Annotated in this window: 30 protein-coding genes and 1 tRNA gene; 18 read left to right on the top strand and 13 right to left on the bottom strand. The window is 69.2% G+C overall.

From position 1 onward, the window contains the following. Positions 1–788: GTP cyclohydrolase II (locus tag E8A12_RS20560; protein ID WP_293372348.1), on the bottom strand; the 788-nt coding region annotated here is incomplete at its 3' end. 248 nt (positions 789–1036) lie between these two features. On the opposite strand from E8A12_RS20560, the gene guaD reads away from it, so the two are divergent. Beyond that, positions 1037–2371 carry a guanine deaminase gene (guaD, locus tag E8A12_RS20555; RefSeq protein ID WP_293372346.1) on the top strand — a complete coding sequence of 445 codons (1335 nt, stop codon included), beginning with the start codon at positions 1037–1039 and terminating at the stop codon, positions 2369–2371. A gap of 42 nt (positions 2372–2413) precedes the next feature. Beyond that, the gene (locus tag E8A12_RS20550) at positions 2414–3340 is read left to right on the top strand and encodes an NADP-dependent oxidoreductase (RefSeq protein ID WP_293372344.1); all 927 of its coding nucleotides are present in this window, start codon (positions 2414–2416) and stop codon (positions 3338–3340) included. A 6-nt stretch (positions 3341–3346) separates the two neighbouring features. Here E8A12_RS20550 and E8A12_RS20545 read toward each other — a convergent pair whose 3' ends face one another. The 3 genes from E8A12_RS20545 to E8A12_RS20535 are packed head-to-tail and all read right to left on the bottom strand — an operon-like array spanning position 3347 to position 5870. After that, positions 3347–4441 (bottom strand): alpha/beta fold hydrolase, encoded by a 1095-nt coding sequence (locus E8A12_RS20545; protein ID WP_293372342.1) that lies wholly within the window; start codon positions 4439–4441, stop codon positions 3347–3349. A 2-nt stretch (positions 4442–4443) separates the two neighbouring features. After that, positions 4444–5559, bottom strand: coding sequence for an AGE family epimerase/isomerase (locus E8A12_RS20540; RefSeq protein WP_293372340.1), 1116 nt, complete (start codon positions 5557–5559; stop codon positions 4444–4446). 59 nt (positions 5560–5618) lie between these two features. Next, positions 5619–5870 carry a hypothetical protein gene (locus tag E8A12_RS20535; protein WP_293372338.1) on the bottom strand — a complete coding sequence of 84 codons (252 nt, stop codon included), beginning with the start codon at positions 5868–5870 and terminating at the stop codon, positions 5619–5621. Between the two features lie 271 nt (positions 5871–6141). Here E8A12_RS20535 and E8A12_RS20530 point away from each other — a divergent pair, with 271 nt between their 5' ends. Continuing rightward, on the top strand, positions 6142–6564 hold the full coding sequence (locus E8A12_RS20530) for a helix-turn-helix domain-containing protein (RefSeq protein ID WP_293372336.1): 423 nt from the start codon (positions 6142–6144) through the stop codon (positions 6562–6564). 25 nt (positions 6565–6589) lie between these two features. Here the strand turns inward: E8A12_RS20530 and E8A12_RS20525 are convergent, their stop codons facing one another. Next, the gene (locus E8A12_RS20525; protein WP_293372334.1) at positions 6590–7234 is read right to left on the bottom strand and encodes a TlpA disulfide reductase family protein; all 645 of its coding nucleotides are present in this window, start codon (positions 7232–7234) and stop codon (positions 6590–6592) included. Between E8A12_RS20525 and argH the strand changes: the two genes are divergently transcribed. From argH to lysA, 3 genes are read left to right on the top strand one after another with little or no spacing between them, the layout of a single operon-like run. Then, positions 7235–8668 (top strand): argininosuccinate lyase, encoded by a 1434-nt coding sequence (argH, locus tag E8A12_RS20520; RefSeq protein ID WP_293372332.1) that lies wholly within the window; start codon positions 7235–7237, stop codon positions 8666–8668. It begins immediately after the preceding gene. Further along, complete coding sequence (locus tag E8A12_RS20515; RefSeq protein WP_293372330.1) at positions 8665–8979, top strand: hypothetical protein; 315 nt, start codon at positions 8665–8667, stop codon at positions 8977–8979. Before argH ends, E8A12_RS20515 begins: the two co-directional genes overlap by 4 nt. Beyond that, positions 8976–10262: a diaminopimelate decarboxylase gene (lysA, locus tag E8A12_RS20510; protein ID WP_293372328.1), complete on the top strand. Its 1287-nt coding sequence runs from the start codon at positions 8976–8978 to the stop codon at positions 10260–10262. Before E8A12_RS20515 ends, lysA begins: the two co-directional genes overlap by 4 nt. A 6-nt stretch (positions 10263–10268) precedes the next feature. Here the strand turns inward: lysA and E8A12_RS20505 are convergent, their stop codons facing one another. Beyond that, positions 10269–11039 (bottom strand): hypothetical protein, encoded by a 771-nt coding sequence (locus tag E8A12_RS20505; RefSeq protein WP_293372326.1) that lies wholly within the window; start codon positions 11037–11039, stop codon positions 10269–10271. Positions 11040–11210: 171 nt separating this feature from the next. Here E8A12_RS20505 and E8A12_RS20500 point away from each other — a divergent pair, with 171 nt between their 5' ends. Further along, complete coding sequence (locus tag E8A12_RS20500; protein ID WP_293372324.1) at positions 11211–11612, top strand: hypothetical protein; 402 nt, start codon at positions 11211–11213, stop codon at positions 11610–11612. Between the two features lie 4 nt (positions 11613–11616). Here E8A12_RS20500 and E8A12_RS20495 read toward each other — a convergent pair whose 3' ends face one another. From E8A12_RS20495 to E8A12_RS20485, 3 genes are all read right to left on the bottom strand, one after another. Then, positions 11617–12021: a hypothetical protein gene (locus tag E8A12_RS20495; RefSeq protein ID WP_293372322.1), complete on the bottom strand. Its 405-nt coding sequence runs from the start codon at positions 12019–12021 to the stop codon at positions 11617–11619. A 71-nt stretch (positions 12022–12092) separates the two neighbouring features. After that, entirely contained in the window at positions 12093–12620 is a 528-nt protein-coding gene (locus tag E8A12_RS20490) for a phosphoribosyltransferase family protein (protein ID WP_293372320.1), read from the bottom strand. Then, complete coding sequence (locus tag E8A12_RS20485) at positions 12617–13381, bottom strand: DUF3426 domain-containing protein (RefSeq protein WP_293372318.1); 765 nt, start codon at positions 13379–13381, stop codon at positions 12617–12619. The genes E8A12_RS20490 and E8A12_RS20485 overlap by 4 nt, the downstream gene beginning before the upstream one ends. Positions 13382–13440: 59 nt before the next feature. Here E8A12_RS20485 and E8A12_RS20480 point away from each other — a divergent pair, with 59 nt between their 5' ends. Genes E8A12_RS20480 through E8A12_RS20465 form a run of 4 tightly spaced genes read left to right on the top strand, consistent with a single transcriptional unit; the run spans position 13441 to position 16386 of the window. Further along, a complete protein-coding gene (locus E8A12_RS20480; protein WP_293372316.1) occupies positions 13441–14166 on the top strand; it encodes an ATP-binding cassette domain-containing protein in 726 nt (241 codons plus the stop codon). Continuing rightward, positions 14163–15056, top strand: coding sequence for an ABC transporter permease (locus E8A12_RS20475; protein ID WP_293372314.1), 894 nt, complete (start codon positions 14163–14165; stop codon positions 15054–15056). The genes E8A12_RS20480 and E8A12_RS20475 overlap by 4 nt, the downstream gene beginning before the upstream one ends. After that, a complete protein-coding gene (locus tag E8A12_RS20470; RefSeq protein WP_293372312.1) occupies positions 15053–15679 on the top strand; it encodes a YdcF family protein in 627 nt (208 codons plus the stop codon). The genes E8A12_RS20475 and E8A12_RS20470 overlap by 4 nt, the downstream gene beginning before the upstream one ends. A gap of 2 nt (positions 15680–15681) precedes the next feature. After that, positions 15682–16386 carry a lysophospholipid acyltransferase family protein gene (locus E8A12_RS20465; protein WP_293372311.1) on the top strand — a complete coding sequence of 235 codons (705 nt, stop codon included), beginning with the start codon at positions 15682–15684 and terminating at the stop codon, positions 16384–16386. Here the strand turns inward: E8A12_RS20465 and E8A12_RS20460 are convergent. Continuing rightward, positions 16383–16913 (bottom strand): gamma-glutamylcyclotransferase, encoded by a 531-nt coding sequence (locus tag E8A12_RS20460; protein ID WP_293372309.1) that lies wholly within the window; start codon positions 16911–16913, stop codon positions 16383–16385. The two genes, E8A12_RS20465 and E8A12_RS20460, sit on opposite strands and share 4 nt — an antisense overlap. 25 nt (positions 16914–16938) lie before the next feature. On the opposite strand from E8A12_RS20460, the gene E8A12_RS20455 reads away from it, so the two are divergent. Next, positions 16939–17979 (top strand): DUF2125 domain-containing protein, encoded by a 1041-nt coding sequence (locus E8A12_RS20455; protein WP_293372307.1) that lies wholly within the window; start codon positions 16939–16941, stop codon positions 17977–17979. A gap of 13 nt (positions 17980–17992) precedes the next feature. After that, positions 17993–18616 (top strand): class I SAM-dependent methyltransferase, encoded by a 624-nt coding sequence (locus E8A12_RS20450; protein WP_293372305.1) that lies wholly within the window; start codon positions 17993–17995, stop codon positions 18614–18616. 26 nt (positions 18617–18642) lie between these two features. On the opposite strand, the gene E8A12_RS20445 is transcribed toward E8A12_RS20450, so the two are convergent. After that, positions 18643–18719 (bottom strand) — tRNA-Met (locus tag E8A12_RS20445). A 245-nt stretch (positions 18720–18964) separates the two neighbouring features. Here E8A12_RS20445 and E8A12_RS20440 point away from each other — a divergent pair. Further along, on the top strand, positions 18965–19279 hold the full coding sequence (locus E8A12_RS20440; protein ID WP_293372303.1) for a helix-turn-helix transcriptional regulator: 315 nt from the start codon (positions 18965–18967) through the stop codon (positions 19277–19279). Positions 19280–19289: 10 nt separating this feature from the next. On the opposite strand, the gene E8A12_RS20435 is transcribed toward E8A12_RS20440, so the two are convergent. Next, a complete protein-coding gene (locus E8A12_RS20435) occupies positions 19290–19688 on the bottom strand; it encodes a DUF1801 domain-containing protein (protein WP_293372301.1) in 399 nt (132 codons plus the stop codon). A gap of 273 nt (positions 19689–19961) precedes the next feature. Here E8A12_RS20435 and E8A12_RS20430 point away from each other — a divergent pair, with 273 nt between their 5' ends. From E8A12_RS20430 to E8A12_RS20415, 4 genes are all read left to right on the top strand, one after another. Further along, on the top strand, positions 19962–20573 hold the full coding sequence (locus tag E8A12_RS20430) for a TetR/AcrR family transcriptional regulator (protein ID WP_293372299.1): 612 nt from the start codon (positions 19962–19964) through the stop codon (positions 20571–20573). Between the two features lie 70 nt (positions 20574–20643). Then, positions 20644–21810: a hypothetical protein gene (locus E8A12_RS20425; protein WP_293372297.1), complete on the top strand. Its 1167-nt coding sequence runs from the start codon at positions 20644–20646 to the stop codon at positions 21808–21810. Positions 21811–21818: 8 nt separating this feature from the next. Beyond that, complete coding sequence (locus E8A12_RS20420) at positions 21819–22253, top strand: hotdog fold thioesterase (protein WP_293372295.1); 435 nt, start codon at positions 21819–21821, stop codon at positions 22251–22253. Positions 22254–22317: 64 nt separating this feature from the next. Continuing rightward, positions 22318–23589 carry a flavin-dependent oxidoreductase gene (locus E8A12_RS20415; RefSeq protein ID WP_293372293.1) on the top strand — a complete coding sequence of 424 codons (1272 nt, stop codon included), beginning with the start codon at positions 22318–22320 and terminating at the stop codon, positions 23587–23589. Between the two features lie 121 nt (positions 23590–23710). On the opposite strand, the gene E8A12_RS20410 is transcribed toward E8A12_RS20415, so the two are convergent. Next, positions 23711–24822, bottom strand: a 1112-nt coding sequence (locus E8A12_RS20410) for an IS1182 family transposase (protein WP_293372291.1), incomplete at its 5' end; no start/stop codon positions are given.

Below are 24822 nucleotides of genomic sequence, written 5' to 3'. Positions count from 1 at the left end.
AGATAGGGCCGGCAGGTGCAGATGTCGGAGCCGAACACGTCGGAGCCGTTGCACTCGTCGTGGACGCGGCAGGTCAGGGTGTAGCGCTTGTTGCCGATCTTCGCCGGGTCGCCGAACATATAGAGGGTGATGCCCCCGATCGGCGGCAGGAAGACCTTGATGTCCGGTCGGGTGACCAGCTCCGGATACATGCCGCCGGTCTGTTCAAAGAGGGTGCGGCGCAGCTGCTGCTCATCCACCTCGAAGCGTTCGGCGACGCCCGGCAGGCACCAGACCGGGTCAATGGCGGCCTTGGTCACCGCCACGTCGCCGTTCTCGTGCACAACCGTCCCGTCGACCTTCAGCCGGCCCTTGGCGATGGCGTCGTGGATCTCCGGCAGGTCGATGCGCGCCTTGGTGACCGCGATGGTCGGGCGGATGTCGACGCCCTCGGCCAGTTCGGCGGCGAAATCCTCGGCCACCCGGTGGCCCCACGGATCGAGGCTGACGATCTTGCCCGGCTCATGCCATTGCGCGTGCGGGCCGATCGGAACCACCGGATAGGTGTTGTGCAGCTCCGGCCGCGTCTCGGCGGCCATGGCGCCCGAAGAGATCGCCAGCGCGCGATAGATCGAATAGGCGCCGCCATGCGCGCCGATAGCGTTGCGGTCCGCGCCGGCGTTCGGCGTGGCGATGACTGGACCGCGCTCGCGGGCGGTCTTGGCGTCCCAATGGATGGGGAAACGGCTCGCTGTCCCGTGGCCCGGGTGCGACGTGAGCCGGATGTGAGATGTCCTGTTGGCGGACATGGGCTCTCAAGCCTCCAGAATCGAAAAAGGCCCTGCGCCGTTCGCCGGCATAGGGCCTTTGAGCGGAGATCAAACACCAGCCCATTTGACTTGGCAAGCGTTACGACTTTGCTCCGTGTCCGGCACGGCGCTGATTTGGCTCGGTTTTGTGCGCCGCCGCCGGGGGCGCTGGCGCAGGGGCCGGCGGCGGCCTACGACTGCGGACGCCGGGCGGGCCTCGCCCCCAGAGACTGGAATTCCGACCGCCCGTGACCGTCCAGGCCTACCGCGCATCCCTGCTCCACATGCTGGAGGATCCCTGCCGGGCTCCGGCCGAGGTCGCCTGCGCCTACCATGCCGACGGCCTGCTGGTGGTGGACGCAGGCCATGTGGCGGCCTTCGGCGGCTATGCCGATCTGGCGCCGGGCCTGCCCGCCGACGCCGCGGTGACCGATCTTTCCGGCAAGCTGATCACACCCGGCTTCGTCGACGCCCACATCCACTATCCGCAGACCGATGTGGTGGCCGCCTGGGGCTCGCAGTTGCTCGACTGGCTGAACACCCACACCTTCCCCGCCGAGCAGGCCTTCGCCGACCGGGCGCATGCCGACGAGGCGGCGGATTTCTTCCTCACCGAGCTCCTGCGCAACGGAACCACCAGCGCCCTGGTGTTCGGCACCGTCCACAGAACCTCGGTGGACGCCCTCTTCGAGGCGGCGCTGGCGCGCAACATGCGGCTGATCGCCGGCAAAGTGCTGATGGACCGCCATGCGCCGGCGGCGCTGACCGACACCGTCGAGACCGGCCGCGCCGACACCGAGGCCCTGATCCGCGCCTGGCGCGGCCGCGGGCGCCTGGGCTACGCCGTCACCCCGCGCTTCGCCGTCACCTCGTCGGACGCCCAGCTGACCATGGCCGGCGAGGTCGCCGCGGCCCACCCCGAGGTGCTGATCCACACCCACATGAGCGAGAACCTGGCCGAGATCGAGCGGGTCGGCGAACTCTTCCCGAACGCGCGTGATTACCTGGACGTCTACGACCGCCATGGCCTGGTCGGACCGCGCTCGGTCTTCGCCCACTGCGTGCACACCACGAAGGACGCCCTCAGCCGCATGCATCGCGCGGGCGCCTCGGCCGCCTTCTGTCCCTCGTCGAACCTATTGCTGGGCTCGGGTCTCTTCAGCCTCAAGCAAGCCTGCGATTGCGGGGTCACGGTCGGCCTGGGCACCGACATCGGCGCCGGCGCCAGTTTCTCACTGCTGCACATGATGGGCGAAGCCTACAAGGTCGGCCAGCTGGGCGGCGAGGTGGTCGACCCCATGCACGCCTTCTATCTGGCGACCCTGGCCGGCGCCCGGGCGCTCCGGATCGACGACAAGGTGGGCAATCTCCTGCCCGGCAAGGAAGCCGACTTCCTGGTCCTCGACGTGGCGGCGACGCCACTGCTGGCGCGACGCTCGGCGGGCGCGAAGACCCTAGCCGAGCAGCTCTTCGTGCTGCAGGTGCTGGGCGACGACCGGGCCGTCGAAGCCACCTATCTGGCAGGGCGACTTGCGCACCGCCGCGACGGAACCGCCCACACGCCCGGCGAGTTCGCGGCCTGACAGGCTCTCCCTTGCCGGGGAAGCCCAGCGGGAGAACAGCCCATGAAAGCGGTGCGCATCCACGAGTTCGGCGGTCCCGAAGTCCTGCGGGTCGAGGACCAGCCGCGGCCGGACCCGGCGCCGGGCGAAGTCCTGGTCCGCGTCGAAGCCGCCAGCGTCAATCCGGTGGACTACAAGATGCGCAACGGCGGCTATATCCCCGAACGCGCGCTGCCGGTCACCCTCGGACGCGACGTGGCCGGCGCTATCGAGGCCGTGGCCGGTGAGACGAGTGGGTTCAAGGCCGGCGACGCCGTCTACGCCATGCTCGCTCGTGATCGCGGCGGGTATGTGGAATATGTGGCGGTGAAGGCGGCGGACTGTGCGCGCAAGCCCGAGCGGCTCGACTTCATCCAGGCCGCCGCCGTGCCGCTGGCGGCGCTCACCGCCTGGCAGGGCTTGTTTGACCACGGACGCCTCGCAGCCGGTCAGCGGGTGTTGATCCACGGCGCGTCCGGCGGCGTCGGCCATTTCGCCGTCCAGTTCGCTAAGGCGCGTGGCGCGACCGTATTCGCCACCTGCTCGCAGGAGGATGTGGCGTTCGTGCGCGGACTCGGCGCCGATGAGGTGATCGACTACCACGCCGAGCGCTTCGAGGACCGCGCCCATGACATCGACCTTGTCTACGACCTCGTGGCCGGCGAGACGCAGGATCGCTCCTGGACTGTGCTCAAGGATGGCGGCGTGATGGTCTCGACGCTGAAAGAGCCCGACAAAGCCAAGGCTGAGGCCAAACGCGCGCGCGGCGTCCACTACATGGCCCAGCCCAACGGCGGCCAACTCGCCGAAATCGCCAGACTGATCGACGACGGCAAGGTGACGCCCGTGATCGCCGCCGTCTTTACCCTGGCCGACGCCGCAAAGGCGGAGAGGAAGCTGGAGAACGAGCACGTCCGCGGCAAGATCGTCCTCGAGGTTGCGCGGGGCTAAACGCGCCTACTCCAGACCGCCCGCCTTGCCCGCCAGGGGCAGCGCATCCTGCACCAGGCTGACCAGGGCCCGGCCCGGTTCCTCCAGGTACATCATGTGCGCCGAGTTCTCGAACCAGACCCACTGCTTGTGGGGCGCCTGCACCCGGTCGTACCAGACCCGCACCGGCGCGTTGGGCGTCGTATAGTCATAGCGGCCGGCGAAGATCAGCAGCGGGCACTTCAGTTGGGTCACGCCGGTGAAGTTCGCCTTGATCATCTGGGGCAACAGATGCGGGAACGACAGGCCGCTGCCCAAGTCGATCGCCTTGAAATCCGCCTCGGAATAGTCCGGCGAGATCCGTTCGGCCTTCTCCCAGACGTCGAAGCTCGCCCAGCCGTGGGTCAGGCCGCCGTAGTGGACGGACCACTTGCGCTCCAGATTGATCTTATCGAAGGGAACCGCGCCGTTCGCCTCCGGATAGGGCGCGATGGCCTCCAGCTCCCTGACCGCGGTACTGTTGCCATCGGCCTTCGCCGCGCCCAGCACCCAGGCGTAACCGGCTCGCTCCTGGGCCGGGAAATCGATGATCTGGCCGGCGCCGATGTAGGCGTAGAGCCATTCCGGCCGCCGCTCGGCCAGGCTGAGACCCACATAGGTTCCCCAGGAGTGGCCCAGGACGAAGATCTTCTGCCGGTCGTAGGTCTTGCGCAGATAGGCGGTGAGCTCCTCGGCGTCCTGGATCATGCGCTCGCCGCGGATCGTCGGCTCGACAGTCTTGGGATCGTTCAGCTCATAGGTCTTGCCGGCGCCGCGCTGGTCCCACTCGACCACGGTGAAATAGTCCTCCCACCCCCGCTCGAAGAGGTAGCTGTTCGGCAAGTCGGGCGCGGCCGGGCCGCCGTGGATCACCAGCAGGATCGGATTGCGCCGATCGCGGCCGCGGATCCGGATCCACTGCTTGATCCCGCCGATCTCCACCGCCTTGGCCTCGTCGATCCCGTTTGCGGACACCACCTTGCCGACATCCGCCAGGATCGCGTGGGGGTCCGGCGGCGCAGCCAGGGCCGCCGCTGGGGCCAGGATGAGGACAGCCGCCAGGCCCGCGCCGAGAATCTTCATCGCTAAGCTCTCACAGACCCGGCATGGGCGATCAGCTCCAGGATCGCCGCCATCAGGTGGTAGAACGAGGTCGCCGGCGATGGCTCCTCGACGAAGGCGCCGTCAGCGCCCAGCTTGTCGCGCCATGCGCCGCGCGCGGGCGTGTCGAGATACTGCGCCAGACCGCGCGCCGCGCGCAGGCCCTGGCCGGCGTCGCCCAGCACCACGGCGGCCTTCAGATGCTCGGTCTGCGGCCAGAGGCGGGCCGAACCGTCGCGCACCGAGAAGTCGTCCCACAAGGCGTTCACCGCCACCTCGCGGCCTGGATCGACGCCGCGCAGGCCGTTTTCGAACAGCCGCCGCGCCGCCGCAAGCGCCGGGGCCTCACTGCGCAGGCGCCCCCAGCGTTCCAGGAGCCACGCCCACTCGAACTGGTGCCCCGGCTCGACCAGGCCACCCTCGCCTTCCCGCGCGCGCCAGTCAGCGTCGAAGAACTCACGCAAGGCGCCGCTCCGCGGATCGATGAAGCGCGACAGGGCCAGGTTGGCGATCTCGTCGGACAGCGCCGCCCAGGCCGGCCCGCCCAGCGGCTCCCAGGCCAGCGCGCTCTCGAAAAGGTGCATGTGGCAATTGGCCTGGTAGGGATGGGTCCCGTTCTCGCGGAAGCCGCCGCCGGCCGCGCGACGATCCTGCAGCGCGGCCATCACCGCCGTCGCCTCGTCCTCCAGGTCCGCGCCGTCGGCCGCCTGCAGCGCCGCCATCGCCAACAGGACGAAGGCCTGCTCGTAGTTGTCGGCCTCGGCGTCGACCGGCGTCCCGTCGCCCGCCACGCGGTTGATGAACAGACCGTCCGGACGGCGGTAGACCTTCACGAACCGCGCCCAGCCGGTTCGTGCGACCTGCAGCCACTGCGGCCCGAAGCCGGAGTTGGCCGCCGAGGCGAAGACGAACACCTGCCGGGCCTGGGCGCGCGCGCGGCGCGGCGCCTCTACGGGACGCCCGTCGACGCTCAGGCTCTCCTCGAAGAGGCCGCCCGCGGGATCGACCCCGGCGCCCGCCCACAGCGGCAGGGCGGCTTCGCGCAGCCAGGCCTCGTACCAGGCGGCGGCGGCGGGAAGGGTGTCGAAGGACGCGCGCATCGGCGGCTTATGGCGGATTCTTGCGGCCTTCGTCAGGCCCCCAAAATTCGGAACAGGCCTCAGGCGTCGTGCGCACGGGCCGCATGGGCGACGTGAAATGACCCGGAGTGCGACAGCACGATCCAGTCGCCACAGCGGGCGACCACCGGGCCTTCGGGCGTGCGCACCTGCACCGCCGCGCCCTCGATCACCGCACAGGCCTCCTCGCCCAGCCACTTCCAGAGCGCGCGCCAGCTCGCCTTGTCGCTGGGCGGCGGCACGCGGAGCGCCGCGCCGTGGTCGAAGGGCGGATGCAGGCGGATGGTGCGCATGGGACCTTGGGTTGCCGTCGAATCGTCCGGCCTTGGAATTCGGGCTGCTTCGGTGACCAAGTGCTTAACCGCTCGACGGCGGCTCCACGCGAGCCTTCCAGGGCTGCAACTGACGCCGGCGCGGCAGCGGTCGGGTTGAATTTGTCGCACCCGCTGGTCGCAACCAGTCTTTTCAACTTGGAAATAGCAAGCTTAACTTGTGGTAGAGCCGTGGCCTTGGCGTCCGGGGGGACGTTTTTCCAGCGAAATCAAACGGCCTGGGGAGACCGAATTGACCGATCCGTCGACAAAGGCGCCTGACCCGATGGACGTGGCCCTGGGGGCCGCCGTGCGGATTCGCCGGCGCACCATCGGCATTTCGCAGGAAGCCCTGGCCGAGCAGTGCGGCGTCAGCTTCCAGCAGGTCCAGAAGTACGAGAACGGGGCGAACCGAATTTCCTTCTCGCGCCTGGTGCAGATCGCGCGCGCCCTGCAATGCCGGGTTGTCGATCTGATGGACGTGCTGGACGGGCCGGACCGCGAAACCACCGGCGATCTCGACCTGCTCACGCGGATGCGCACGCCCGGCGCCCTGGAACTCCTGGCGGCCTATGAGCTGATGACGCCGGACGCCCGCAGCTCGCTGGTTGGCCTGCTGCGCGCGATGACCGCCCAGAACAACGTCACGCCCGCCAAGACGCGCCAGCTGGCTTAAGCGACGCGCACCAGCCTCCTCGGCCTCAGCTCTGGGCGAGGATCTTGTCGATCGTGGCCTTGGCGCCTTCGCCGTTCCAGTCGGCCTCGCCCGAGATGCGGCCGCGCTCCAGCCCGTCCTTTCCCAGGATGATCGTGGTCGGCATGCCGCTGGCTGACGGCTTCAGCGCCCAGGGAAGCTTGGCGTCAGGATCGTTGTAGAAGCCGAGCGGCGCGTTGGCGGCGATGAAGGCCTTGGCCTGTTGCAGTTCGTCAACCTTGTCGATGCTGACCGCCACGATCGCCACGGGCTTGCCGGCGTAGGTCTCGGCAAGCTTGGCGAGCGTCGGCATCTCCAGTTTGCAGGGCGCGCACCAGGTGGCCCACAGGTTCATGATCACCACCTTGCCCTTGAAATCCGCCGCGGTGAGCCTCTTGCCGTGGCCGTCGAAGAAGACGTAGGCCGGCGGCGCGGACCCGTCGGCGGGGTGCTCCAGCTTCTTGGCCACGTCGTGGGTTTCCGCAGCCGTCGGCACGGCGCCGGAGCTGGCCACGGCGGTCCGGGTCTCCGGTGGCTTGGAGGCCGACTGGGCTATGATGTAGACAACCGCGGCGACGCCTATAGCAGCGGCGCCCCAGAGGGCCCATGTCAGGACCCCGCCCCTGGGTTTGCCCGCGGACTGATCGTTCATATGACCACCGACTCCTCTGACGCTCCTAAGGCGCCTGCCGCCCAAAACGACCCTGGGGGACAGGCGATGTGGGGCGGCCGTTTCTCGGACAAGCCGGCCGAGCTGATGCAGGCGATCAACGTCTCCATCGGCTTCGACCGCCGGCTCGCGGTCCAGGACCTGGAGGGGTCCCGGGCGCACGCGGCGATGTTGCAAAAGACCGGCGTCATTACAAGCCAGGACGCCGAGGCGATCCTGAACGGCCTGGCCGATATCGGCGCGGAGATGGCGGCCGGGACCTTCCCGTTCCGCGAGGAATTCGAAGACATCCACATGAATGTGGAGGCCCGCCTGCGCGAACTGATCGGCGCCGCGGCCGGCCGACTGCACACCGCGCGCTCGCGCAACGACCAGGTCGCGCTCGATTTCCGCATGTGGGTGCGCGACGCCTGCGACCGGACCGGCGCCCAGATCCGGGCGCTCCAGAAGGCCCTGGTCGCCAAGGCCGAGCCCAATGCGGCGGCCCTGATGCCGGGCTTCACCCACCTGCAGCCGGCCCAGCCGGTGACCTTCGGCCATCACCTGATGGCCTATGTGGAGATGTTCGGCCGCGACGCCTCGCGGTTCGCGGACGCGCGGACGCGGATGAACGAGAGCCCGCTGGGCGCCGCCGCTCTGGCCGGCTCGCCCTTTCCCATCGACCGTCATATGACCGCCGAGGCTCTGGGCTTCGACCGGCCGGCGGCCAATTCGCTGGACGCCGTGGCGGACCGGGACTTCGCGCTGGAGGCCCTGGCTGCGGCGACCATCACCGCCATCCACCTATCGCGCCTGGCCGAGGAGATCGTGGTCTGGATGACGCCGCAGTTCGGCTTCATCAGCTTGACCGACGCCTTCACCACCGGCTCCTCGATCATGCCGCAGAAGAAGAACCCCGACGCCGCCGAACTGGTCCGCGCCAAGGCCGGTCGGATGCTGGGCTCGTTCACCCAGCTGGCCGTGGTGATGAAGGGCCTGCCGCTGACCTATTCGAAGGACATGCAGGAGGACAAGGTCCCGGTCTTCGACGCCTTCGATGCGCTGGAGCTGTCGCTGCGCGCCATGGCCGGCATGGTCGCGGACCTGCAGCCCAACATCGAAAACATGGCGAAAGCCGCCGGCGCGGGCTTCTCCACCGCCACCGACCTCGCTGACTGGCTGGTGCGCGAGCTCGGCTTGCCGTTCCGCGACGCCCACCACATCACCGGCGCGGCCGTGAAGCGCGCCGAACACCTGGGGACCGATCTGCCCGGCCTGCCGCTCGCCGACCTCCAGGCCCTGGAGCCGCGGATCGGCGAGGGCGTTTACAAGGTGCTGACGCCTCAGGCGTCGGTCGCCAGCCGCATGAGCTACGGCGGGACGGCGCCTGATCAGGTGCGCGCCCAGATCCAGCGTTGGAAGGAACTCCTCGCATGACCCTCCGGACCTTCATTCGCGCAGGCGCCGCCCTGCTGATCCTTTCCACCCCGCTGGCCGCCTGCGGCAAGCTGGGCCAGCTGGAAAAGCCAGGCCCGCTCAACGGCGCCGGCCGCGCCACCGACCGGCAGGCCGAGGAACAGCAGCGCCAGGCCCAGGACCCGCAGCGCCCCGTCGACACCGTCGACCCGCGCGACCGGTCCACCGACCCCGCGCCGCCGCGCACCTTGCCGATCCCAGGCTCCGGCCAGGATCCGTTCGCCTCGTCGCCGCCCGGGGCGCTCCCCGACCCCTACGCCAATCCGCGATGAACCACTTCGAGCTCGGGCGAGGAGAGCACGGGGGGACCGAGCTCTACTGCGAGGGCGTGCCCCTGGCAAAGATCGCCGAGGCCGTCGGCACGCCCGTCTATGTCTATTCCTCGGCCACCCTGGAGCGGCATTTCACAGTGCTGCGCGACGCCCTGACATCCGCTGGGCTCGAGGACCCGCTGATCGCATTCGCGGTGAAGGCCAATCCCAATGTGGCGGTGCTGCGCACCCTTGCCCAGGCGGGCGCGGGCGCCGACGTGGTCTCCGAGGGCGAGGTTCGCCGCGCCCTGGCCGCCGGGGTGCCGCCCGAGCGCATCGTCTTTTCCGGAGTCGGCAAGAGCGAGGCGGAGATCGCCTTCGCGCTCGCGGCCGGCGTCGCCGAGATCAACCTGGAGTCCGAGCCGGAACTGCACCTGGTCAACACCGTGGCCCAGCGCCTGGGCAAGCGCGCCACGGTCGCCATCCGGGTCAATCCCGACGTCGAGGCCGGCGGCCACGCCAAGATCGCAACCGGCAAGGCGGAGAACAAGTTCGGCGTCTCTATGGCCGAGGCCGAGCGGCTCTACGCCCAGGCTTCCAACATGGCCGGCGTGCGGCCCGTCGGCGTCGCTTGCCACATTGGCAGCCAGATCACCGACCTGGCCCCGCTGGAAGCCGCCTTTCGCAAGATGCGCGGCCTCGTCGAGCGCCTGCGCGCCGAGGGCCTGTCGGTCGAGCGGCTGGACCTGGGCGGCGGCCTCGGCGCGCCCTATTTCAATGCGCCGACGCCGCCCGCGCCGGCTGACTACGCCGCGATGATCGCGCGGGTGATGGATGGCCTCGGCGACATCCAGTTCGCCTTCGAGCCCGGCCGGATGATCGCGGCCAACGCCGGCGTGCTGGTGGCCCGCGTGCAGCACGTCCACGTCCGGCCCGAAGGCCGCAAGTTCCTGGTGCTGGACGCAGCCATGAACGACCTGCTGCGGCCCGCCATGTACGACGCCTACCACGACATCCGCCCGGTGGCGCCGCGCGAGGGGGAGCCCCAGCCCTACGACGTGGTTGGGCCCATCTGCGAGACCGGCGACACCTTCACCCGCGACCGTTTGCTGCCGCCGCTGGAAGCTGGCGATCTGGTGGCCTTCATGACCGCCGGCGCCTACGGGGCGGCCATGTCCAGCGAATACAACTCCCGCCTGCTGGTCCCGGAAGTGCTGGTGAAGGGCGACCGCTACGCCGTGGTCCGCCCGCGCCCGACCTACGACGACATGCTGGCCCGCGAGGCGAGCGCACCCTGGCTTTGAGGCCGCTTAGCGGCCGATCAGGTGCAGCGAGAACTGCGCCCAGGCGGGCGACATCGTCAGCAACCACGCCGCCGTAAACTGCACGGCGAGGATGAAGGCGGACCCAGCGACATAGGCTGGGTGCAGCCGCCCGCGGGTGGCCAGGTCGTAGCCGCCGAAGCCCAGGATCAACAGGTCGTTGCCGGTGTAGAGACCCAGCCAGGTCGCCCAGTACCCGTCGCCGAGCGCGGCGTGGACGGGTCCGCCCAGCGCCCGGGCGAACCCGGCGTCGGTGATGTAGAGCGTCGCCAGCAGCACCAGCCGCTTGTGCGCCGCCGGCGACCTGCGCCACACTAGGCCTGCCGTCAGCAGGACCACGAAGGCCGCGATGTCGCTGAACTGGACGGCCAGGAAAGCCGGCGGCTGGTGATCGGCCGCGAACTTGAGGCTGTCCATAGTGATCGCCGTGGCCGGCCCCAGCACCACCATCACCGCCGCAAGGCCGATGGCGCCCACGCCGACCTTGCGATGCAGCTCCTGGCGGCCGGTGCGGATCAAGGCCATCTGGGCCGTGAACAGCACCATCCAGCCGACGAAGGCCGCGGCATGGAAATGGACGATCAGAGGAAAGGCGGGTTCGTGCGCTGAGATGTGGTGGATCACATCGCTGCCGAAGCCCGTGACGATTCCGCCCCACATCAGCAGCGTTATCACCAGGAAGAAGCTGCGATCCGACCGGTGGAACGGCGCGAACGGTCGCCCCCGTCTGCGCTCTGCGCCCGCTGCAATCGCCGTCATCGTCTGCGCCCCCGCGTTTCGAGGGGACGCTAAGCCGTTCGAGGGCCGGGCGGCACTGCACATTTTTGATCAGGCGCCCCCGTTTCACCGGGCGGCCTGCAATCCGCGCCGCGCCAGCGCAAGCGCGAAGGTCGTGATATATTGGACCTAGGTTCCACTCGGAGGTTCGAGATGGCTATGGGTTTGAATGTGATCCCAATGGCGCTGGCCGCCGCCGCGCTCACCGCCAGCGCCGCAAGTGCGGCGCCTGCCCCCGGCGCCCACAGCGCCTGCTTCGCCAGCAACAACTGGGAAGGCTGGAGCGCGCCGGGCGACGGGGACTTTCTCTACCTTCGGGTGGGCCTGCGCGACATCTACCGAGTGGACCTGACCAAGGGCTCCCACGTCCACAAGGACGCCGATCGATTCCTCATCAACCGGGTGCGCGGATCTGACTGGATCTGCTCGGCGCTCGACCTCGACCTGACCCTGTCGGATCACCAGGGCTTCCGGGAGCCGCTCATTGCGCGCTCCCTGCGGAAGCTGACGCCGGAAGAGGTCGCGGCGATCCCAAAGAAGGACCTGCCCGGCTAAGTCTCTACAGGTCGGCGCAGCTCGACATATTCACCGGCGCGTGGTCGGCGCGGGTCCAGCCCGAGGGACCCTTGGTGAATTCCGAGGTCCGCGAGCCGGCCTGCGCCTGCTTCAGCTTCGGGTCGAACCCATTCCAGGTCATCGCGGTCACCACGCGGGCGGTGATCCCCTTGGCGGTGTCATCCGGCGTGATCGTGCGTTCGGCTTTGCAGGCGACCTCGAAGGTCTGGCACTTCTGGTCCTCCGCGGTGGCCTTGCACAGGGGGTCGGCGGCGATGATCTGCTTGCGCCAGGTCAGGATCCCATTGTCGAGGCCGGCGAACTTGTCGGTCGCCTGCCCGCCGGAAGACCCGGACTGGCTGCAGGCGCCAAGGATCGAAAGGGCCGCAAGGACGGCCACACGCTTCATCAACTTAGTTGCTCCCATGGGGGTAGAACGCGGTGGATGCCGCCGGGATGCGGCGATCTCGTGACGCTTCTCTAGTCGAGCGCCCCGATATAGGGGAGCCCGCGATAGGCGCCCGCGGCGTCCATGCCGTATCCGACCAAAAATCGGGCAGGCGCCTCCCAGGCGACGAAGTCGGGCTCCATCGCCCGCTTGTTTGGCCAGGGCTTGCTGGCGAAGACGCAGGTCAGGACCTCGCCGGCGCCGGCGTCGCGGACGAGCCTGGCGGCTTCCGAGAGCGACAGGCCGGTGTCGAAGACGTCGTCCACCACCAGGGCCCGGCGCCCGGCCAGCGGGCGCTGCAAGTCGGCGCGCACCTCGCAGCGGCCAAGGCTCGCCCGCTCGTCGCCGTAGGACGCCAGCCACAGGGCGTCGAAGCGGACGTGACGCCCGACCCGCGACAGGGCGCGCATCAGGTCGGCGCAGAACCAAAGGCCCCCGGTCAGCAGGCAGACCGCCACGGTGTCGTCGTCGATTCGCGGCGCGACCGCAGCGGCCAGAGCCTGGACACGCTCGGCGATCTCCGCCTCGCTGAGCAGGACCACGGGCGTGGCGTCGGTCATTTGGAAGCCGGCGGAACGGCGGGCAGCGCTGCAGCTGCTGTCGGCGCAGCCACCGTGACATGCGCGGCCTTGCCTTCCGGCTGGAAGCTCACTTCAAGGTCGTGCGTCGAGGCGGGCGGATCGACGATGGAGATGGCGAAATGGCGGACGGCGCGCGCCGGCACGATGGCGTCGATCGGCCGGGCGACCTTGACGGCGACGGGCCTGCCCAGGCGGTCCAGCAGGCTCAACCGCAGCGGCGGCGCGGTTGCCGCTTCGTCGCGCTGGTTGCGCAGCTGGCCGGTGATCGACAGCGCCGGATGGCCGCCCTGGAACCCGGCGTCGGCATGGACCTGCTCGATGGCCAGGGCGGAGACCGGCAGGCCGATGCCGGCATAGGCCGCCTGGCTCGCCGGAAGCAGCCGCACCACCTGGGCGCGGAAGACGATGGCCCCGGCGACCACCGCCGCGACGACCACCGCTGCGCCGGCCCAAATCAGCGCCTTGCCATTGCCCTCACGGCGCGGCGGAGGCGCCTTGCGCGGGACGACAGGCGTCGCGATTGGGGCTTCGAAGACCACTTCGTCGACCAGTGAAGCCGACGGCGCGGAGGCGGCGACGGGCGCCGATTTGGGCGGCTTCGGCGCGGGCGGTTCGGCCCCTTCCGGCAGCGCTGTCCAGCGGGCGCCGCAGCTGGAGCACTTCACCGTGCGCCCAGCCGCCGCGATCCGTGAGTCGTCCACGAAATAGCTGGTGGCGCACTCTGGACAGGTCAGTATCATGACACTCGAATCGGACGCTCCCGAAGCCTCTCCATCCGAGGTCGCCGATTTCGGTCTCCATGTCCAGAAACCCCGTTGCCGCCGCGGCAGGCAAATTCCCCGAAGACGTCGTCCGCTTTGACGATGTCTCCATGCGCTACGGCCGTGGGCCGGACGTGCTCACCAACCTGAACTTCGGTCTCGCGCCGGGGTCGTTCCACTTCGTGACCGGCCCCTCGGGCGCCGGCAAGAGCTCGCTCCTGAAGCTGATCTACCTGGCCGCCCAGCCCTCGAAGGGCCTGGTCCACCTGTTCGGCCAGGACGTGGCCCATGCGCCGGCCAGCGCCAAGCCACAGCTTCGCCGCCGGATCGGGGTGGTGTTCCAGGACCTGGTGCTGCTCGACCACCTTTCGACCTTCGACAACGCGGCCCTTCCCTTGCGCATCGCCGGCCGCAAGCCCGCCGACTACCGTAACGACGTGGCTGAGCTGCTCACCTGGGTCGGCCTCGGCCAGCGGATGCACGCCATGCCCGCCACCCTGGCCGGCGGCGAACGCCAGCGGCTGGCCATCGCTCGCGCCGTGGTCAACCGGCCCGACATCCTGCTGGCCGATGAACCCACCGGCAACGTCGACCACGACATGGCTGTGCGCATCTTTCGACTGTTCGTGGAGTTGAACCGGCTGGGCACTACGGTGCTGATCGCCACCCATGATCAGGACCTGATCGCTCGCTCCGGCCGCCCCGTCCTGCTTCTGGAAAACGGTCGCATCAGTCCCAAGCCCGCGCAGGGACCGCTTGCATGAGCGAGATCTTCGACGTCCAGCGCTGGAAGCCCGCGCCGTTCCTGCCGGAGAAGGAGACCCGCGACGGGGCCCTGATCTTCGTGATCGCGGTGTTGTGCTTCCTGGCCTGCCTGACCGCCATGGGGGTGATCGCCGCTGACCGCGCCGCCGCCGGCTGGACCGGTCAACTGACCGGCGAGGCCACGGTCATCGTGCGTCCGCGCGGCGGCGAGACTCCGGACGCCGCCGCCGCCCGCGCCGCCGAGGCTCTGGCCGGGACCGCCGGCGTCACCGAGGCGCGCGCGCTCGAGCCCGCCAAGGCCTATGACCTGATCCGCCCCTGGCTGGGCGACGTCAGCGACCTGGAGGACCTGCCGGTGCCGCGCCTGGTGGCGGTGACGCTGGACGGGCGCCATCCCGCCACCGCCGCCCAGCTCGGCGCCGCGCTCACCAGTCAGAACATCGACGCCACGGTCGATGACCACTCCATCTGGATCAAGGACATTCGCCGCGCGGGCGGCCTGGTGCGCGGCCTGGGCGCCGGGATCTTCCTGCTGATCGCGGCGGCGGCGGGCGCGGTGATCGCCTTCGCCACCCGCGCGGGCCTGGCGGCGCGCCGCGACGTGGTCGAGGTGCTGCACCTGGCCGGCGCCGAGGACGGCTTCATCGCCCGTCTGTTCCAGGTGCGGTTCGCCCGCGTGGCCGGCTATGCAGGCCTGCTCGGCGCCATCGCCGCCATGGCGGTGGGCGCGGGCTTGCGGATCGCCGGCGGCGGCGAGGGGCTGACACCCGCCCTGCCGCTGGCCTGGAGCGACCTCCTGGCGGTGGTCCCCTGCCCGTTGCTGGCGGCGCTGGTGGCCGCGACAGCCGCGCAGCTCACCGCCATCGGCCTGATCCGGACCATGCTGTGAGGACGTTGGCGGCCCTGCTGGTGCTGGCGCTGATCTGGACCGCCGGTCTCTTCGCCTTCGCCGCGCGGGTGCAACAGTCGACGCCGCAGCAGGCCGAGCCGGCGCCCGCCGACGGCATTGTGGCGCTCACCGGGGCCAACTCCAACGAGCGGATCGCCGCCGCCGTCCAGTTGCTGGCCGAGCATCGCGGCCGGCGCGTCCTGGTCTCCGGCGTCAACCGCGGCGTCAGCCGTGAGCAGCTGCGGATCTCCACGGGTTCCGCTCACCGGCTCTACGACTGTTGCGTCGACCTGGGCTTCACCGCCGCCGACACGGTGGGCAACGCCCGCGAGACCGCCGAGTGGGCGCGGAACATGCGCTACCGGAGCCTGACCGTCGTCACCTCCGACTACCACATGCCCCGCGCCATGCTGGAGCTGCGCGCCGTGCTGCGGCCGCCGGATTTCACGCTGCAGACCTACGCCACCCCGACCGCGGCGCTGAAAAGCCGGGCGTGGTGGCGCTCGCCGGGCGCGGCGCGCTTGCTGGCGGTGGAGTATTGCAAGTATCTGGCGATCCTCGGCCGCGAGGCGGTGCTGGGCCTGGGTCCGCGCACAACGCCCGCGGCGCCTCAGAAGGGCTGAGCGTGCTGGTCGTCCGATCCCTCACCTATGTGGCGCTTTTCTATCTGTGGACGGCGCTGGTGGCGGTGGGCTGCACCCCGCTGCTGTTCGGGCCCACCCGCTGGTCGCTGGCCATGTTCCACTACTGGGGCCGCGGCGTGGTGGCGCTGCTGGTCGTCTGCGGCATCAAGGTCGAGGTGCGCGGCCGCGAGCACATGCCCACCGGACCGGCCCTGATCGCGCCCAAGCACCAATGCATGCTGGACGTCTTCGCCCAATTCTCCGTCCTGCCCTCCTCCTGCTTCGTCATGAAGAAGGAGCTGACGTGGATCCCCTGGTTTGGCTGGTATGCACTGAAAGTGAAGTCGATCGTTGTCGATCGTGAGGCCGGCGCCAGCGCCCTACGTAAGCTCGTCCGCGAGGCCACGGACGTGTTCGCCGAAAACCGCCAGGTGGTGATCTTCCCTGAAGGCACCCGCCAGGAGCCGGGGGCAGCGCCCGACTACAAGCCCGGGATCGCCGCCCTCTACCGGGAGATCGACGTGCCTGTGCATCCGGTGGCCACCAACTCCGGCGTCCATTGGCCGAGGCACGGCTTCCTGCGCCACCCCGGGACCATCGTCTTCGAGTACCTCGAACCGATCCCGCCTGGCCTGAAGCGCGCCGAGTTCATGCGCATCCTGCAGGAGCGCATCGAGACCGCATCGAACAAGCTGCTGGCGCTTTAGGGCTCCATCCCCTCGACCAGCCCTAGCAGCACCTCCATCGACCGATCGACGATCCCCTCACGGCCCAGGTGTTCCACCAGGTCGCGCAGATAGTCGACGTTGCGGCCCGAAAGCCCGGTCGCCCCGGCGATCAGCTGCGCCTGCTGCTCCAGACTGAGCGCGCCCGCCCACTGCGGGTGATGCACGTCCGACAAGAACACCAGGCACTCCACGCGCCGCCCGTCCGCCAGCCGCACCCACCGGCGCGCCTCGATGTAGGTCTCGGTCGGCTGCTCGCGCTCCATAAGATAGGCGTAGACGCCAGCCCGATCGGCGGGCGCGATCCGGTAGGCCGCGCCGCGCACCGAACCGCCCGGCGCTAGGCCCAGCACCAGCCCCGGCCGCTCATAGGTGCCGCGATGATGCACCGAGTAGATGCAGAAGGCCCGCCGGCGTCCCGCCAGCGTCGCAGGCGACCGCTCCACGAACGGAAAGCCCGGCCGCCACATCAAAGACCCGTAGCCGAAGACCCAAAGCTCGTCGGACATCCCACACCGCGGCTATAGAGAGGCCATGTCTCTGCCCGATCCCTCGCCCGCCCGCAAATTCCGCCGCCTAGGCCTTTGGCTTCCATTCGCAGCCCTCGGGCTGCTGATCGTCGGCTGGAGCGCCGCCTGGGTCTGGGCCCAAGGCCAGGCCGCCAGCCGCATGGACGCCGCCGTCGAGGCCCTCGGCCAGGCCGGCTACCATGTCACCTGGAAGAACCGCCAGATCGGCGGCTACCCTTTCCGCATGGACGTCACCCTCACCGAGTTCAGCGCCCGCGAGCCCTCCGGCTGGGGCCTCGACGCGCCGCGGATCGAGGGCGAGGCCTATATGCACGCCCTGACCCACTGGATGATCGCCGCGCCTGCGGGCCTCAGCTTCGTGCGCCCGGTCGGCGGTCCGGTGGCCGTGAAGGGCGACCTGATCCACGCCAGCCTGACCCACCTGACCGCCAGGCCGCCCAGCTTTTCCTTCGAGGGCGTCAAGCTCACCTTCGCGCCGCAGGCCGGCGCCCAGCCCTTCGCGCTCACCTCCGCCGACCGGGTGGAGTTCCACCTGCGCGCCGGCCCCGACGACGAGGGCGGCGTCTTTGCGCGCCTCGACGGCGGCAAGGCGCGGCTCACCGGCCTCTTCGCCCGCGTGGCCGGCGGCAAGCCGATCGCCATGGTCTGGAATTCGACGCTGTCGAAGATGAGCGCTTTCCAGGGCCGCGACTGGGGCGACGCTGTGCGCCATTGGGCCGACGCCGGCGGCCGGATGACCGTGCGCGACGCCGGGATCACCGCCGGCGATGCGGTGCTGGGCGCCCGGGGCGGCTCGCTCTGCGTCGACAGCGGCGGCCGGCTCTCCGGGATACTGCCGGTCACCCTGCGCCAGGCGACCCGCGCGCTGGACGCCCTGGGCGCGGAGGGCCTCGTCGATCAGGGCGCGGCGCAGTCCGCAACCGCCGTCGTCCAGGCCCGCCAGGCCGGCGACACCGCCCAGGCGACCCTCGACTTCCAGGCCGGACGCACGACCCTGGGGCCCGTCGCCCTCGGCGCTGCGCCGAAGGTCTACGACGCGCACTGAGGAGGACGCCGTCATGGCCTCGCTCTACGACCGTTTCGTCCTGCCCCGCCTGCTGAAATGCGCCTGCGCCTCGTCGCCGATCATGCGCCAGCGCGGCAAGATCGTTCCCCGCGCCGAGGGCCGGGTGCTGGAGTTGGGCATCGGCATGGGCCTGAACCTCAGCTTCTACGACCCGGAAAGGGTCAGCGCCGTCATCGGCGTCGATCCGGCCGCCGAGTTGCGCGCCGCCGCCCAGGCTGCACCCCGCGACCCGCGCCTGGCCGTCGCCGTCGAGGACGGGACCGCCGAGGCTCTGCCCTTCGAAGACCGGAGCTTCGACACCGTCGTCTGCACCTTCACCCTGTGCTCGGTCCACACGCCGGCCGCGGCCCTGGCCGAGGCCCGCCGGGTCCTCAAATCGAAGGGCCGCTTCCTCTACTGCGAGCACGGCCTCGCGCCCGACCCCGGCCTCGCCAAGTGGCAGCGCCGTATCGAGCCGGTCTGGAAGCGCATCGCCGGCGGCTGCCACCTCACCCGCCCCATCGGCTCAGCCATCGCCGCCGCCGGCTTTGCGCTGCAGGATGCGGAGAGCATGTACGTCCCCAAGACGCCGAAGTTCGCCGCCTGGAATGAGTGGGGTTCGGCGACGCCGACTTGAGGGTCTGGGAACAATCGCGCCGGGGTTGGTGGCTGGGGGCGGGATCGAACCGCCGACCTGTGGGTTATGAATCCACCGCTCTAACCATCTGAGCTACCCAGCCGCACGCCGCTTCATGGGGCGGCCCCCGCGCGAACGAGGCGCGGGTTATAGGGTCTCGATCCCGGCGCTTCAAGCGGCTTGGGACACGCCTCGAAATCTTGTCGCGCGGTCCGCGCCACGCCCAGGGAACCTCCCGGCTCAGCTGTCGTTTAGGTCCAAAGTCGTAGGACTTCAGACTCATAGGCGCCGTGCATCGCACGATCTAGCCTTCGGGTCTCGCTGGGCAGCGTGCTGGGGAATTCGAATATGTCCGAGATCGTCAACATCCACATCGGCCGACGCCTGCGTCAGCGGCGCAAGATCCTGGGCCTCACCCAGACGGAGCTGGCGGCGAATTGCGGCCTTCGCTTCCAGCAGATCCAGAAATACGAGTGCGCCGTGCGCCAGATGTCGGCCGCCATGCTCTGGCGGATCGCCCACGCGCTCGGAGTGGGCGCGCAGTACTTCTATGAGGGGCTCGACGGCGAAGCCGCCCGCGCCACGCCCACCTATCGGAAACGCTCAGCCCCGGCGCCCGCGAACAACCAGGGCTCCGCCGAGCCCCAGGCCCTCGCCGGCTAGGCGGCCCGGGTCAGGCTTTGCGGGGCCGCTTCCGGGCCTCAGCGGCGGCCTTGTTCAGGGCCACGGCGGCAAGAACGAGCGCCTTCAAGGCGGCCTCGTCGACCTCCTCGCCCTCATGGATGTCTATGGCGCGCCGGACATTGCCGTCGAGGCTGGAGTTGAACAGGCCCCTTGGGTCCTCAAGCGCGGCGCCCTTGGCGAAGGTGAGCTTCACGACGGCCTTGTAGGTCTCGCCGGTGCAGATGATGCCGTCGTGCGACCACACCGGTACGCCGCGCCACTTCCATTCCTCAACAACCTCGGGGTCCGCCTGCCGGATGAGCGCGCGGACATGGGCCAGCGTCGCGCCCCGCCAGTCGCCAAGCTCCGCGATCCTGCCGTCGATCAGCTGGGACGGGGTTTCTGTCATCAGGTTCACGGCTCCTTCGGCGGCCTTTCTAGCCTGCGGAGGACGGGGCTGAAAGGACGCCTGGCAGGCTAATGCCAGCTATGGGGGAAGGCGGACGTTGGGCGGCGATCCGGCTCAACGACCACTTTTTGCAGATGGCTGACCCTTCGAGCGATCTGCCGCGGGTCAGCCCCCAACGCCTAGACATTTCAGAAAATGAGTGCGCTCATTTTTATTGACGCGCGCATGCGATCTGACGATGCTGTCTTAAAATCTCGCGCAGGAGAGACTCCGTTGGCCGCCGTTGCGCTCGGACGTCGCGAACAGAACAAGCTCGACAAGCGCGCGCGCATCATCGCGGCGGCGCGTGACCTGTTCACCCGCAAGGGGTTCGAAGGGACAACCTCCCAGGAAATCGCCGACGCCGCCGGCGTGGCCGGGGGTACGGTCTTCACCTACGCGAGGACGAAGGACGACCTTCTTATCCTGGTGTTCCACGACGAGATGCTTGACGTCGTCGAGCGCGCCTATGTCGATGCGCAGGACGCCAGCCAGCTCTTGGACCAGGTGATCGCCTTCTTCGGGACGCTGGTCGCCTATCACGAACGGGACCTGCCGCTGGCGAGGACCCTCATGCGCCAGCTTGGCTACGTCGGCGCTTCCGAACAGCGCGCGCTCGTCCGCGAACTGATGAGGGGCCTGTTGGGACGCCTGGCGTTCCTGCTCGACGCCGCCCAGGCGAAGGGCGGGGTTGCGGCGGCGACGCCCCTCATGCCGGCCGCGCGCAGCCTGTTCGCGATCTACTACTTCCACCTGGGCGGTTTGCTCAGCGGATACCTCGACAGACCGCGGTTCGACCGCGCCCTTCGAACCGATCTCGGACTCTTCCTTCGCGGCCTGGCCTGAGACGCCGACCTCAAGCGAGCCAACCCATCATAGCCGATCAGAGCGGCGCCGCCGCCGTGAGGATTACCCCATGATCTTACGAACCGCCCGCGCACGCCGTAACGGCGCCCTGCCCAGGGCGCGCCTTACGATCCTTCGCCTCGGAACTGCCGTTTGCGCCTTGGCGATGTCGGCCGCCGTGGCCGCGCCCGCTGTGAAGACAGCCGCCTCGGCCGATCCAAACGTCCAGCAGCCCCGCTGGCGCGTCCCGAGGAACGCCTGGGGCCAGCCGGACCTGTCCGGAGCCTGGACAAACGTGACGCTGACGCCGCTAACCCGCGATCTGCGCATCACCGACAAGCCCACCCTGTCAGCCGCCGAGGCGCATGCGAAGGAGAAGTTCTTCACCGAGGCGCTCGCTGCCCGGGACGCGGAAGCCGACCCCAACACCCTGCCCGGCAACGCCGACGACAAGGCCAAGGACGCCAAGCTGATCACCGCCCGCGCCGACTTCGCCCAGTCCGGGGGCGACGTGGGCGGCTACAACACCTTCTGGCTCGATCCCGGCACCCACATGCTGGACATCGACGGCCAGTTCAGGACCTCCATCCTGACGACGCCGAACGGCCAGATTCCACCGCCCAGGTCCGGGGTCGGTGGTGGCGCAGGCGGTCTCGGCCCAGGCGGATTCCGCGAGGTCTACGACAGCTATGAGGATCGACCGCTGGGCGAGCGCTGCATCGGCTTCGCTCGCAACGCCCCGCCGCCGATGCTGCCCAACGGCTACTACAACAACAACTATCAGATCGTGCAGACCGGAGACTCGGTGGCGATCCAGGTGGAGCATATCCACGACGTCAGGATCGTGCGCCTGAACGACCGTCACCGCACCGACGGCCTGCGCCCATGGCTGGGCGACTCCATCGGCCACTACGAGGGGAACACCCTCGTGGTGGAGACGACGAACGTGCCGCAGGCCAACAATTTCATGGGCTCGTGGAAGAACCTGAAGGTGACCGAGCGCTTCACCCGCATCTCGCCGACGCGGATCAACTACCAGTTCCAGGTGGAAGACCAAGACACCTGGGACAAGCCGTGGGGCGGCGAATACAACTTCTCACCCCTGCAGGGCATCATCTACGAATACGCCTGCCACGAGGGCAACTACGCCCTCCCGGCCATCTTGGCCGGGGCGCGGGAGGAAGAGCGGAAGGCTGCCCGGGCTGGGTCGGCCAAGAGCAAACCTGGGGCCGACTGATCATTCAAATGACCAAGCCTATCTGGTTCTCCAGGGTTGATCTCGACGCTCTGAACGCGCGCCACGCGGGCGACATCAACGGCCATCTCGGCATCGAGATGACCGACTATGGGCCGGACTGGCTCGAGGGCCGCATGCCGGTCGACGCGCGGACCCGCCAGCCAAGGGGCATCCTGCACGGCGGGGCGTCCGTCGTGCTGGCCGAGACTCTGGCCAGCGCCGCGGCGAACCTATGCGTCGACCCCGAGGCCGCCCATTGCGTGGGCCAGGAGGTCAACGCCAACCACCTTCGCGCGGTGGCTCATGGCTATGTGAAGGGCGTGGCCAAGCCGGTCCATCTCGGCCGGACGAGCCAGGTGTGGAGCATCGAAATCAGCGACGAGCAGGGCCGTCCGACCTGCGTGTCGCGCCTCACCATCGCCGTCGTGCCGCGGCGCGGCTGACCGCGGAAATCGGAGCGCCAATTGCTGAAGCTAAGACCCCCGCCGACGTCTTCGAGGTCACATAGTGGGTGACGCCACCCGGATCATCGTGGTCGGCGGCGGGATCGCCGGATTGACGGCGGCGCTGAGCCTTCATGCCGCCGGCTTCCGGCCCACCGTCTTCGAAGCCGTCGCCAGGCCGGCCCCGCTGGGCGTGGGGATCAACCTGCTGCCGCACGCGACCCGCGAGCTGGCCGCGCTTGGCCTGCTCGACGACCTGCGGCGGATCGGCGTCGACATCGGCGCGCTGGTCTACCTCACGCGCTATGGGCGCGAGATCTGGCGGGAGCCGCGCGGGTCGACCGCAGGTTACGCCTGGCCGCAGATCGCTGTGCACCGGGGCCGCCTGCAGATGCTGCTGCTGGAAAAAGTTCTGGAACGGCTCGGCGCCGACGCGGTCCGGTTCGACCATGCCTTGACGGATTTCGATCCAACCGAGGGCGGCGTGAACGCCCGTTTTGTGGGCCGCGACGGCGCCCCGCGCGGCGGCGAGGCGGCCGATGTCCTGATCGCGGCCGACGGAATCCATTCGGCGGTCCGCCGCAAATTCTACCCCGATGAGGGCCTGCCCAAGTGGAACCAGGTCACGCTCTGGCGATCCACGGCCAAGCTACGGAGCTATCCGTTTCCAGGAACGATGCTGTGGGCCGGCCACTCGCGCCAGAAATTCGTCGCCTATCCGATTGAACAGGACCCGCAGACCGGCGAGACCCTGCTGAACTGGATCTGCGACCTGAAGGCAGACGGGGGCGAGATGCCGGCCAGGGAAGATTGGAACAAGGCTGGCGATCCAAACGACATCCTGGGGCCGTTCGCCAACTGGCGCTGGCCGGGTATCGATGTGCCCGAGATCATCGGCGCCGCCGGCGGCATCTTTGAGTTCCCGATGGTCGACCGCGATCCGCTGCCCCGCTGGACATTCGGCCGTGTGACCCTGATCGGGGATGCGGCCCACCCGATGTACCCGATCGGCTCCAACGGCGCCACGCAGGCCATCATCGATGCGCGGGCCCTGGCCTACCATCTGCGCCGCGCGAGCGGCATGGACGCGGGGCTCTCGGCGTATGAGGCGGAACGCCGCGACGCGACCTCGCGGATCGTGCTCATGAACCGCGCCCAGGGCCCCGACAAGGTCATGGACCTGGCCCAGGACCGCGCGCCCGATCCCGGCGACGACCTGGACGCCCGCCTGCCCCATTCGGAGCGGGCTGCGATCGCTGCGGAGTACAAGAAGGTGGCCGGTTTCGATCCCGCAGCCCTGAATGCTAAGCCGAGCTACGCCGCCGTGCGCGACTAGTCGTGGATTAGGCTGGCCCCATTGTTCGGCCGGTATTTGAGGTGCGCAGCTGGCGGATTTCGTTGAAAAAGGCGGGGTTTGGCCGGGCGTCAGTCTGAGGGCGCAGCGGCGCAGCCGCCCCTCAGGCGATCGCTGGCGCTGCTATCGGGATGAGCTTGGCGAGTTTGCGGAGGTTCTGGGCGGTGGCAACGAGGTGGAACTCGTCTCGGGCGCCGCAGGGACCGCGTAGGCGTAGTCGGTCGAGCTTCAGGATGCGCTTAAGGTGGGCGAAGAGCATTTCGACCTTCTTCCGTTCGCGCCTGGAGGTGACGTAGGCGTCGGTCTTGGCGATGTCGCGGGCGAAGTCCCGGGCGGCCTCGTAGATCGAACGGGTCACCCTGCGGGCCGGTGTGTTTGGACAGCAGCGGCTCTTGAGCGCGCAGGCATCGCAGTCGGCCTTGGTCGCAAGGTAGCGGTGCGTGTCGTCGGGCGGCGGGCTGGTCCTGGGCTTCGAGAACGCGCGGCGATTTCGCCTCAGCTCCTTGCCGCCGGGGCAGCGGTAGAGGTCGCCCGCATGGTCATAGGCGAAGTCGCTGCGAGAGAAGGCCCCGTCCTCGCGGTTGGACTTATCCATCACCGGGATGTGGGGCTCGACGCCCTGCTCGTTGACCAGCCAGTCGAGCATCTCGGCTGAGCCATAGGCGGTGTCGCCGGCAAGCCGACGCGGGGAGAGATCGTGCTGCTCACGCACCCGCTCGGTCATGGTCCGCGCGGCGGTGACCTCCGCCTGCCGCACAGCAGTCGAGGGCTCGACGTCGACGGTGACGGCATGGTCGAGATCGATCAGGTAGTTGGTGGCGTAGGCGAAGAAGGCCAGGCCTTTGTTGGCGCCGGTCCACCTGGACGCCGGATCGGCCGGCGAGATGAACTTCGGCGTGACCGGCGTTGCAGCTCCGAAGGCGGCGTCGTCCAGCACCGCCAGATACTCGTCGATCGCGCGGCTGGCGGCCTCGGGCGGCAGACCTTGCTCACCGGGCACGCAGCGCTGGCGGTTGGCGTCGGCGGCAATCAGGCTGGCGTCGACGGCGAAGCCCTCGCCGCCGACGAGGCCCTCGGCCCTGCATCGGCGCACCACGGTCTCAAACAGCTGGCGCAGCAGATCGCTCTCACGGAAACGGCCATGCCGGTTCTTCGAGAAGGTCGAATGATCCGGCACATCGCCGTCCAGACCCAGCCGGCAGAACCAGCGGTAGG

Origin of the sequence: Phenylobacterium sp., assembly GCF_004799395.1 — a bacterium.
Lineage (GTDB): Bacteria > Pseudomonadota > Alphaproteobacteria > Caulobacterales > Caulobacteraceae > Phenylobacterium.
This window is presented reverse-complemented; position numbering and strand designations above follow the sequence as displayed.

What these genes read in the sequence shown, in the direction of transcription:
- E8A12_RS20550 (WP_293372344.1), top strand. Translation starts at nt 2,414, where the DNA reads ATGAAAGCGGTGCGCATCCACGAGTTCGGCGGTCCCGAAGTCCTGCGG.
- E8A12_RS20545 (WP_293372342.1), bottom strand. Translation starts at nt 4,441, where the DNA reads ATGAAGATTCTCGGCGCGGGCCTGGCGGCTGTCCTCATCCTGGCCCCA.
- E8A12_RS20540 (WP_293372340.1), bottom strand. Translation starts at nt 5,559, where the DNA reads ATGCGCGCGTCCTTCGACACCCTTCCCGCCGCCGCCGCCTGGTACGAG.
- E8A12_RS20535 (WP_293372338.1), bottom strand. Translation starts at nt 5,870, where the DNA reads ATGCGCACCATCCGCCTGCATCCGCCCTTCGACCACGGCGCGGCGCTC.
- E8A12_RS20525 (WP_293372334.1), bottom strand. Translation starts at nt 7,234, where the DNA reads ATGAACGATCAGTCCGCGGGCAAACCCAGGGGCGGGGTCCTGACATGG.
- argH (WP_293372332.1), top strand. Translation starts at nt 7,235, where the DNA reads ATGACCACCGACTCCTCTGACGCTCCTAAGGCGCCTGCCGCCCAAAAC.
- E8A12_RS20515 (WP_293372330.1), top strand. Translation starts at nt 8,665, where the DNA reads ATGACCCTCCGGACCTTCATTCGCGCAGGCGCCGCCCTGCTGATCCTT.
- lysA (WP_293372328.1), top strand. Translation starts at nt 8,976, where the DNA reads ATGAACCACTTCGAGCTCGGGCGAGGAGAGCACGGGGGGACCGAGCTC.
- E8A12_RS20505 (WP_293372326.1), bottom strand. Translation starts at nt 11,039, where the DNA reads ATGACGGCGATTGCAGCGGGCGCAGAGCGCAGACGGGGGCGACCGTTC.
- E8A12_RS20500 (WP_293372324.1), top strand. Translation starts at nt 11,211, where the DNA reads ATGGCTATGGGTTTGAATGTGATCCCAATGGCGCTGGCCGCCGCCGCG.
- E8A12_RS20495 (WP_293372322.1), bottom strand. Translation starts at nt 12,021, where the DNA reads ATGAAGCGTGTGGCCGTCCTTGCGGCCCTTTCGATCCTTGGCGCCTGC.
- E8A12_RS20490 (WP_293372320.1), bottom strand. Translation starts at nt 12,620, where the DNA reads ATGACCGACGCCACGCCCGTGGTCCTGCTCAGCGAGGCGGAGATCGCC.
- E8A12_RS20485 (WP_293372318.1), bottom strand. Translation starts at nt 13,381, where the DNA reads ATGATACTGACCTGTCCAGAGTGCGCCACCAGCTATTTCGTGGACGAC.
- E8A12_RS20480 (WP_293372316.1), top strand. Translation starts at nt 13,441, where the DNA reads ATGTCCAGAAACCCCGTTGCCGCCGCGGCAGGCAAATTCCCCGAAGAC.
- E8A12_RS20475 (WP_293372314.1), top strand. Translation starts at nt 14,163, where the DNA reads ATGAGCGAGATCTTCGACGTCCAGCGCTGGAAGCCCGCGCCGTTCCTG.
- E8A12_RS20460 (WP_293372309.1), bottom strand. Translation starts at nt 16,913, where the DNA reads ATGTCCGACGAGCTTTGGGTCTTCGGCTACGGGTCTTTGATGTGGCGG.
- E8A12_RS20455 (WP_293372307.1), top strand. Translation starts at nt 16,939, where the DNA reads ATGTCTCTGCCCGATCCCTCGCCCGCCCGCAAATTCCGCCGCCTAGGC.
- E8A12_RS20450 (WP_293372305.1), top strand. Translation starts at nt 17,993, where the DNA reads ATGGCCTCGCTCTACGACCGTTTCGTCCTGCCCCGCCTGCTGAAATGC.
- E8A12_RS20440 (WP_293372303.1), top strand. Translation starts at nt 18,965, where the DNA reads ATGTCCGAGATCGTCAACATCCACATCGGCCGACGCCTGCGTCAGCGG.
- E8A12_RS20435 (WP_293372301.1), bottom strand. Translation starts at nt 19,688, where the DNA reads ATGACAGAAACCCCGTCCCAGCTGATCGACGGCAGGATCGCGGAGCTT.
- E8A12_RS20425 (WP_293372297.1), top strand. Translation starts at nt 20,644, where the DNA reads ATGATCTTACGAACCGCCCGCGCACGCCGTAACGGCGCCCTGCCCAGG.
- E8A12_RS20420 (WP_293372295.1), top strand. Translation starts at nt 21,819, where the DNA reads ATGACCAAGCCTATCTGGTTCTCCAGGGTTGATCTCGACGCTCTGAAC.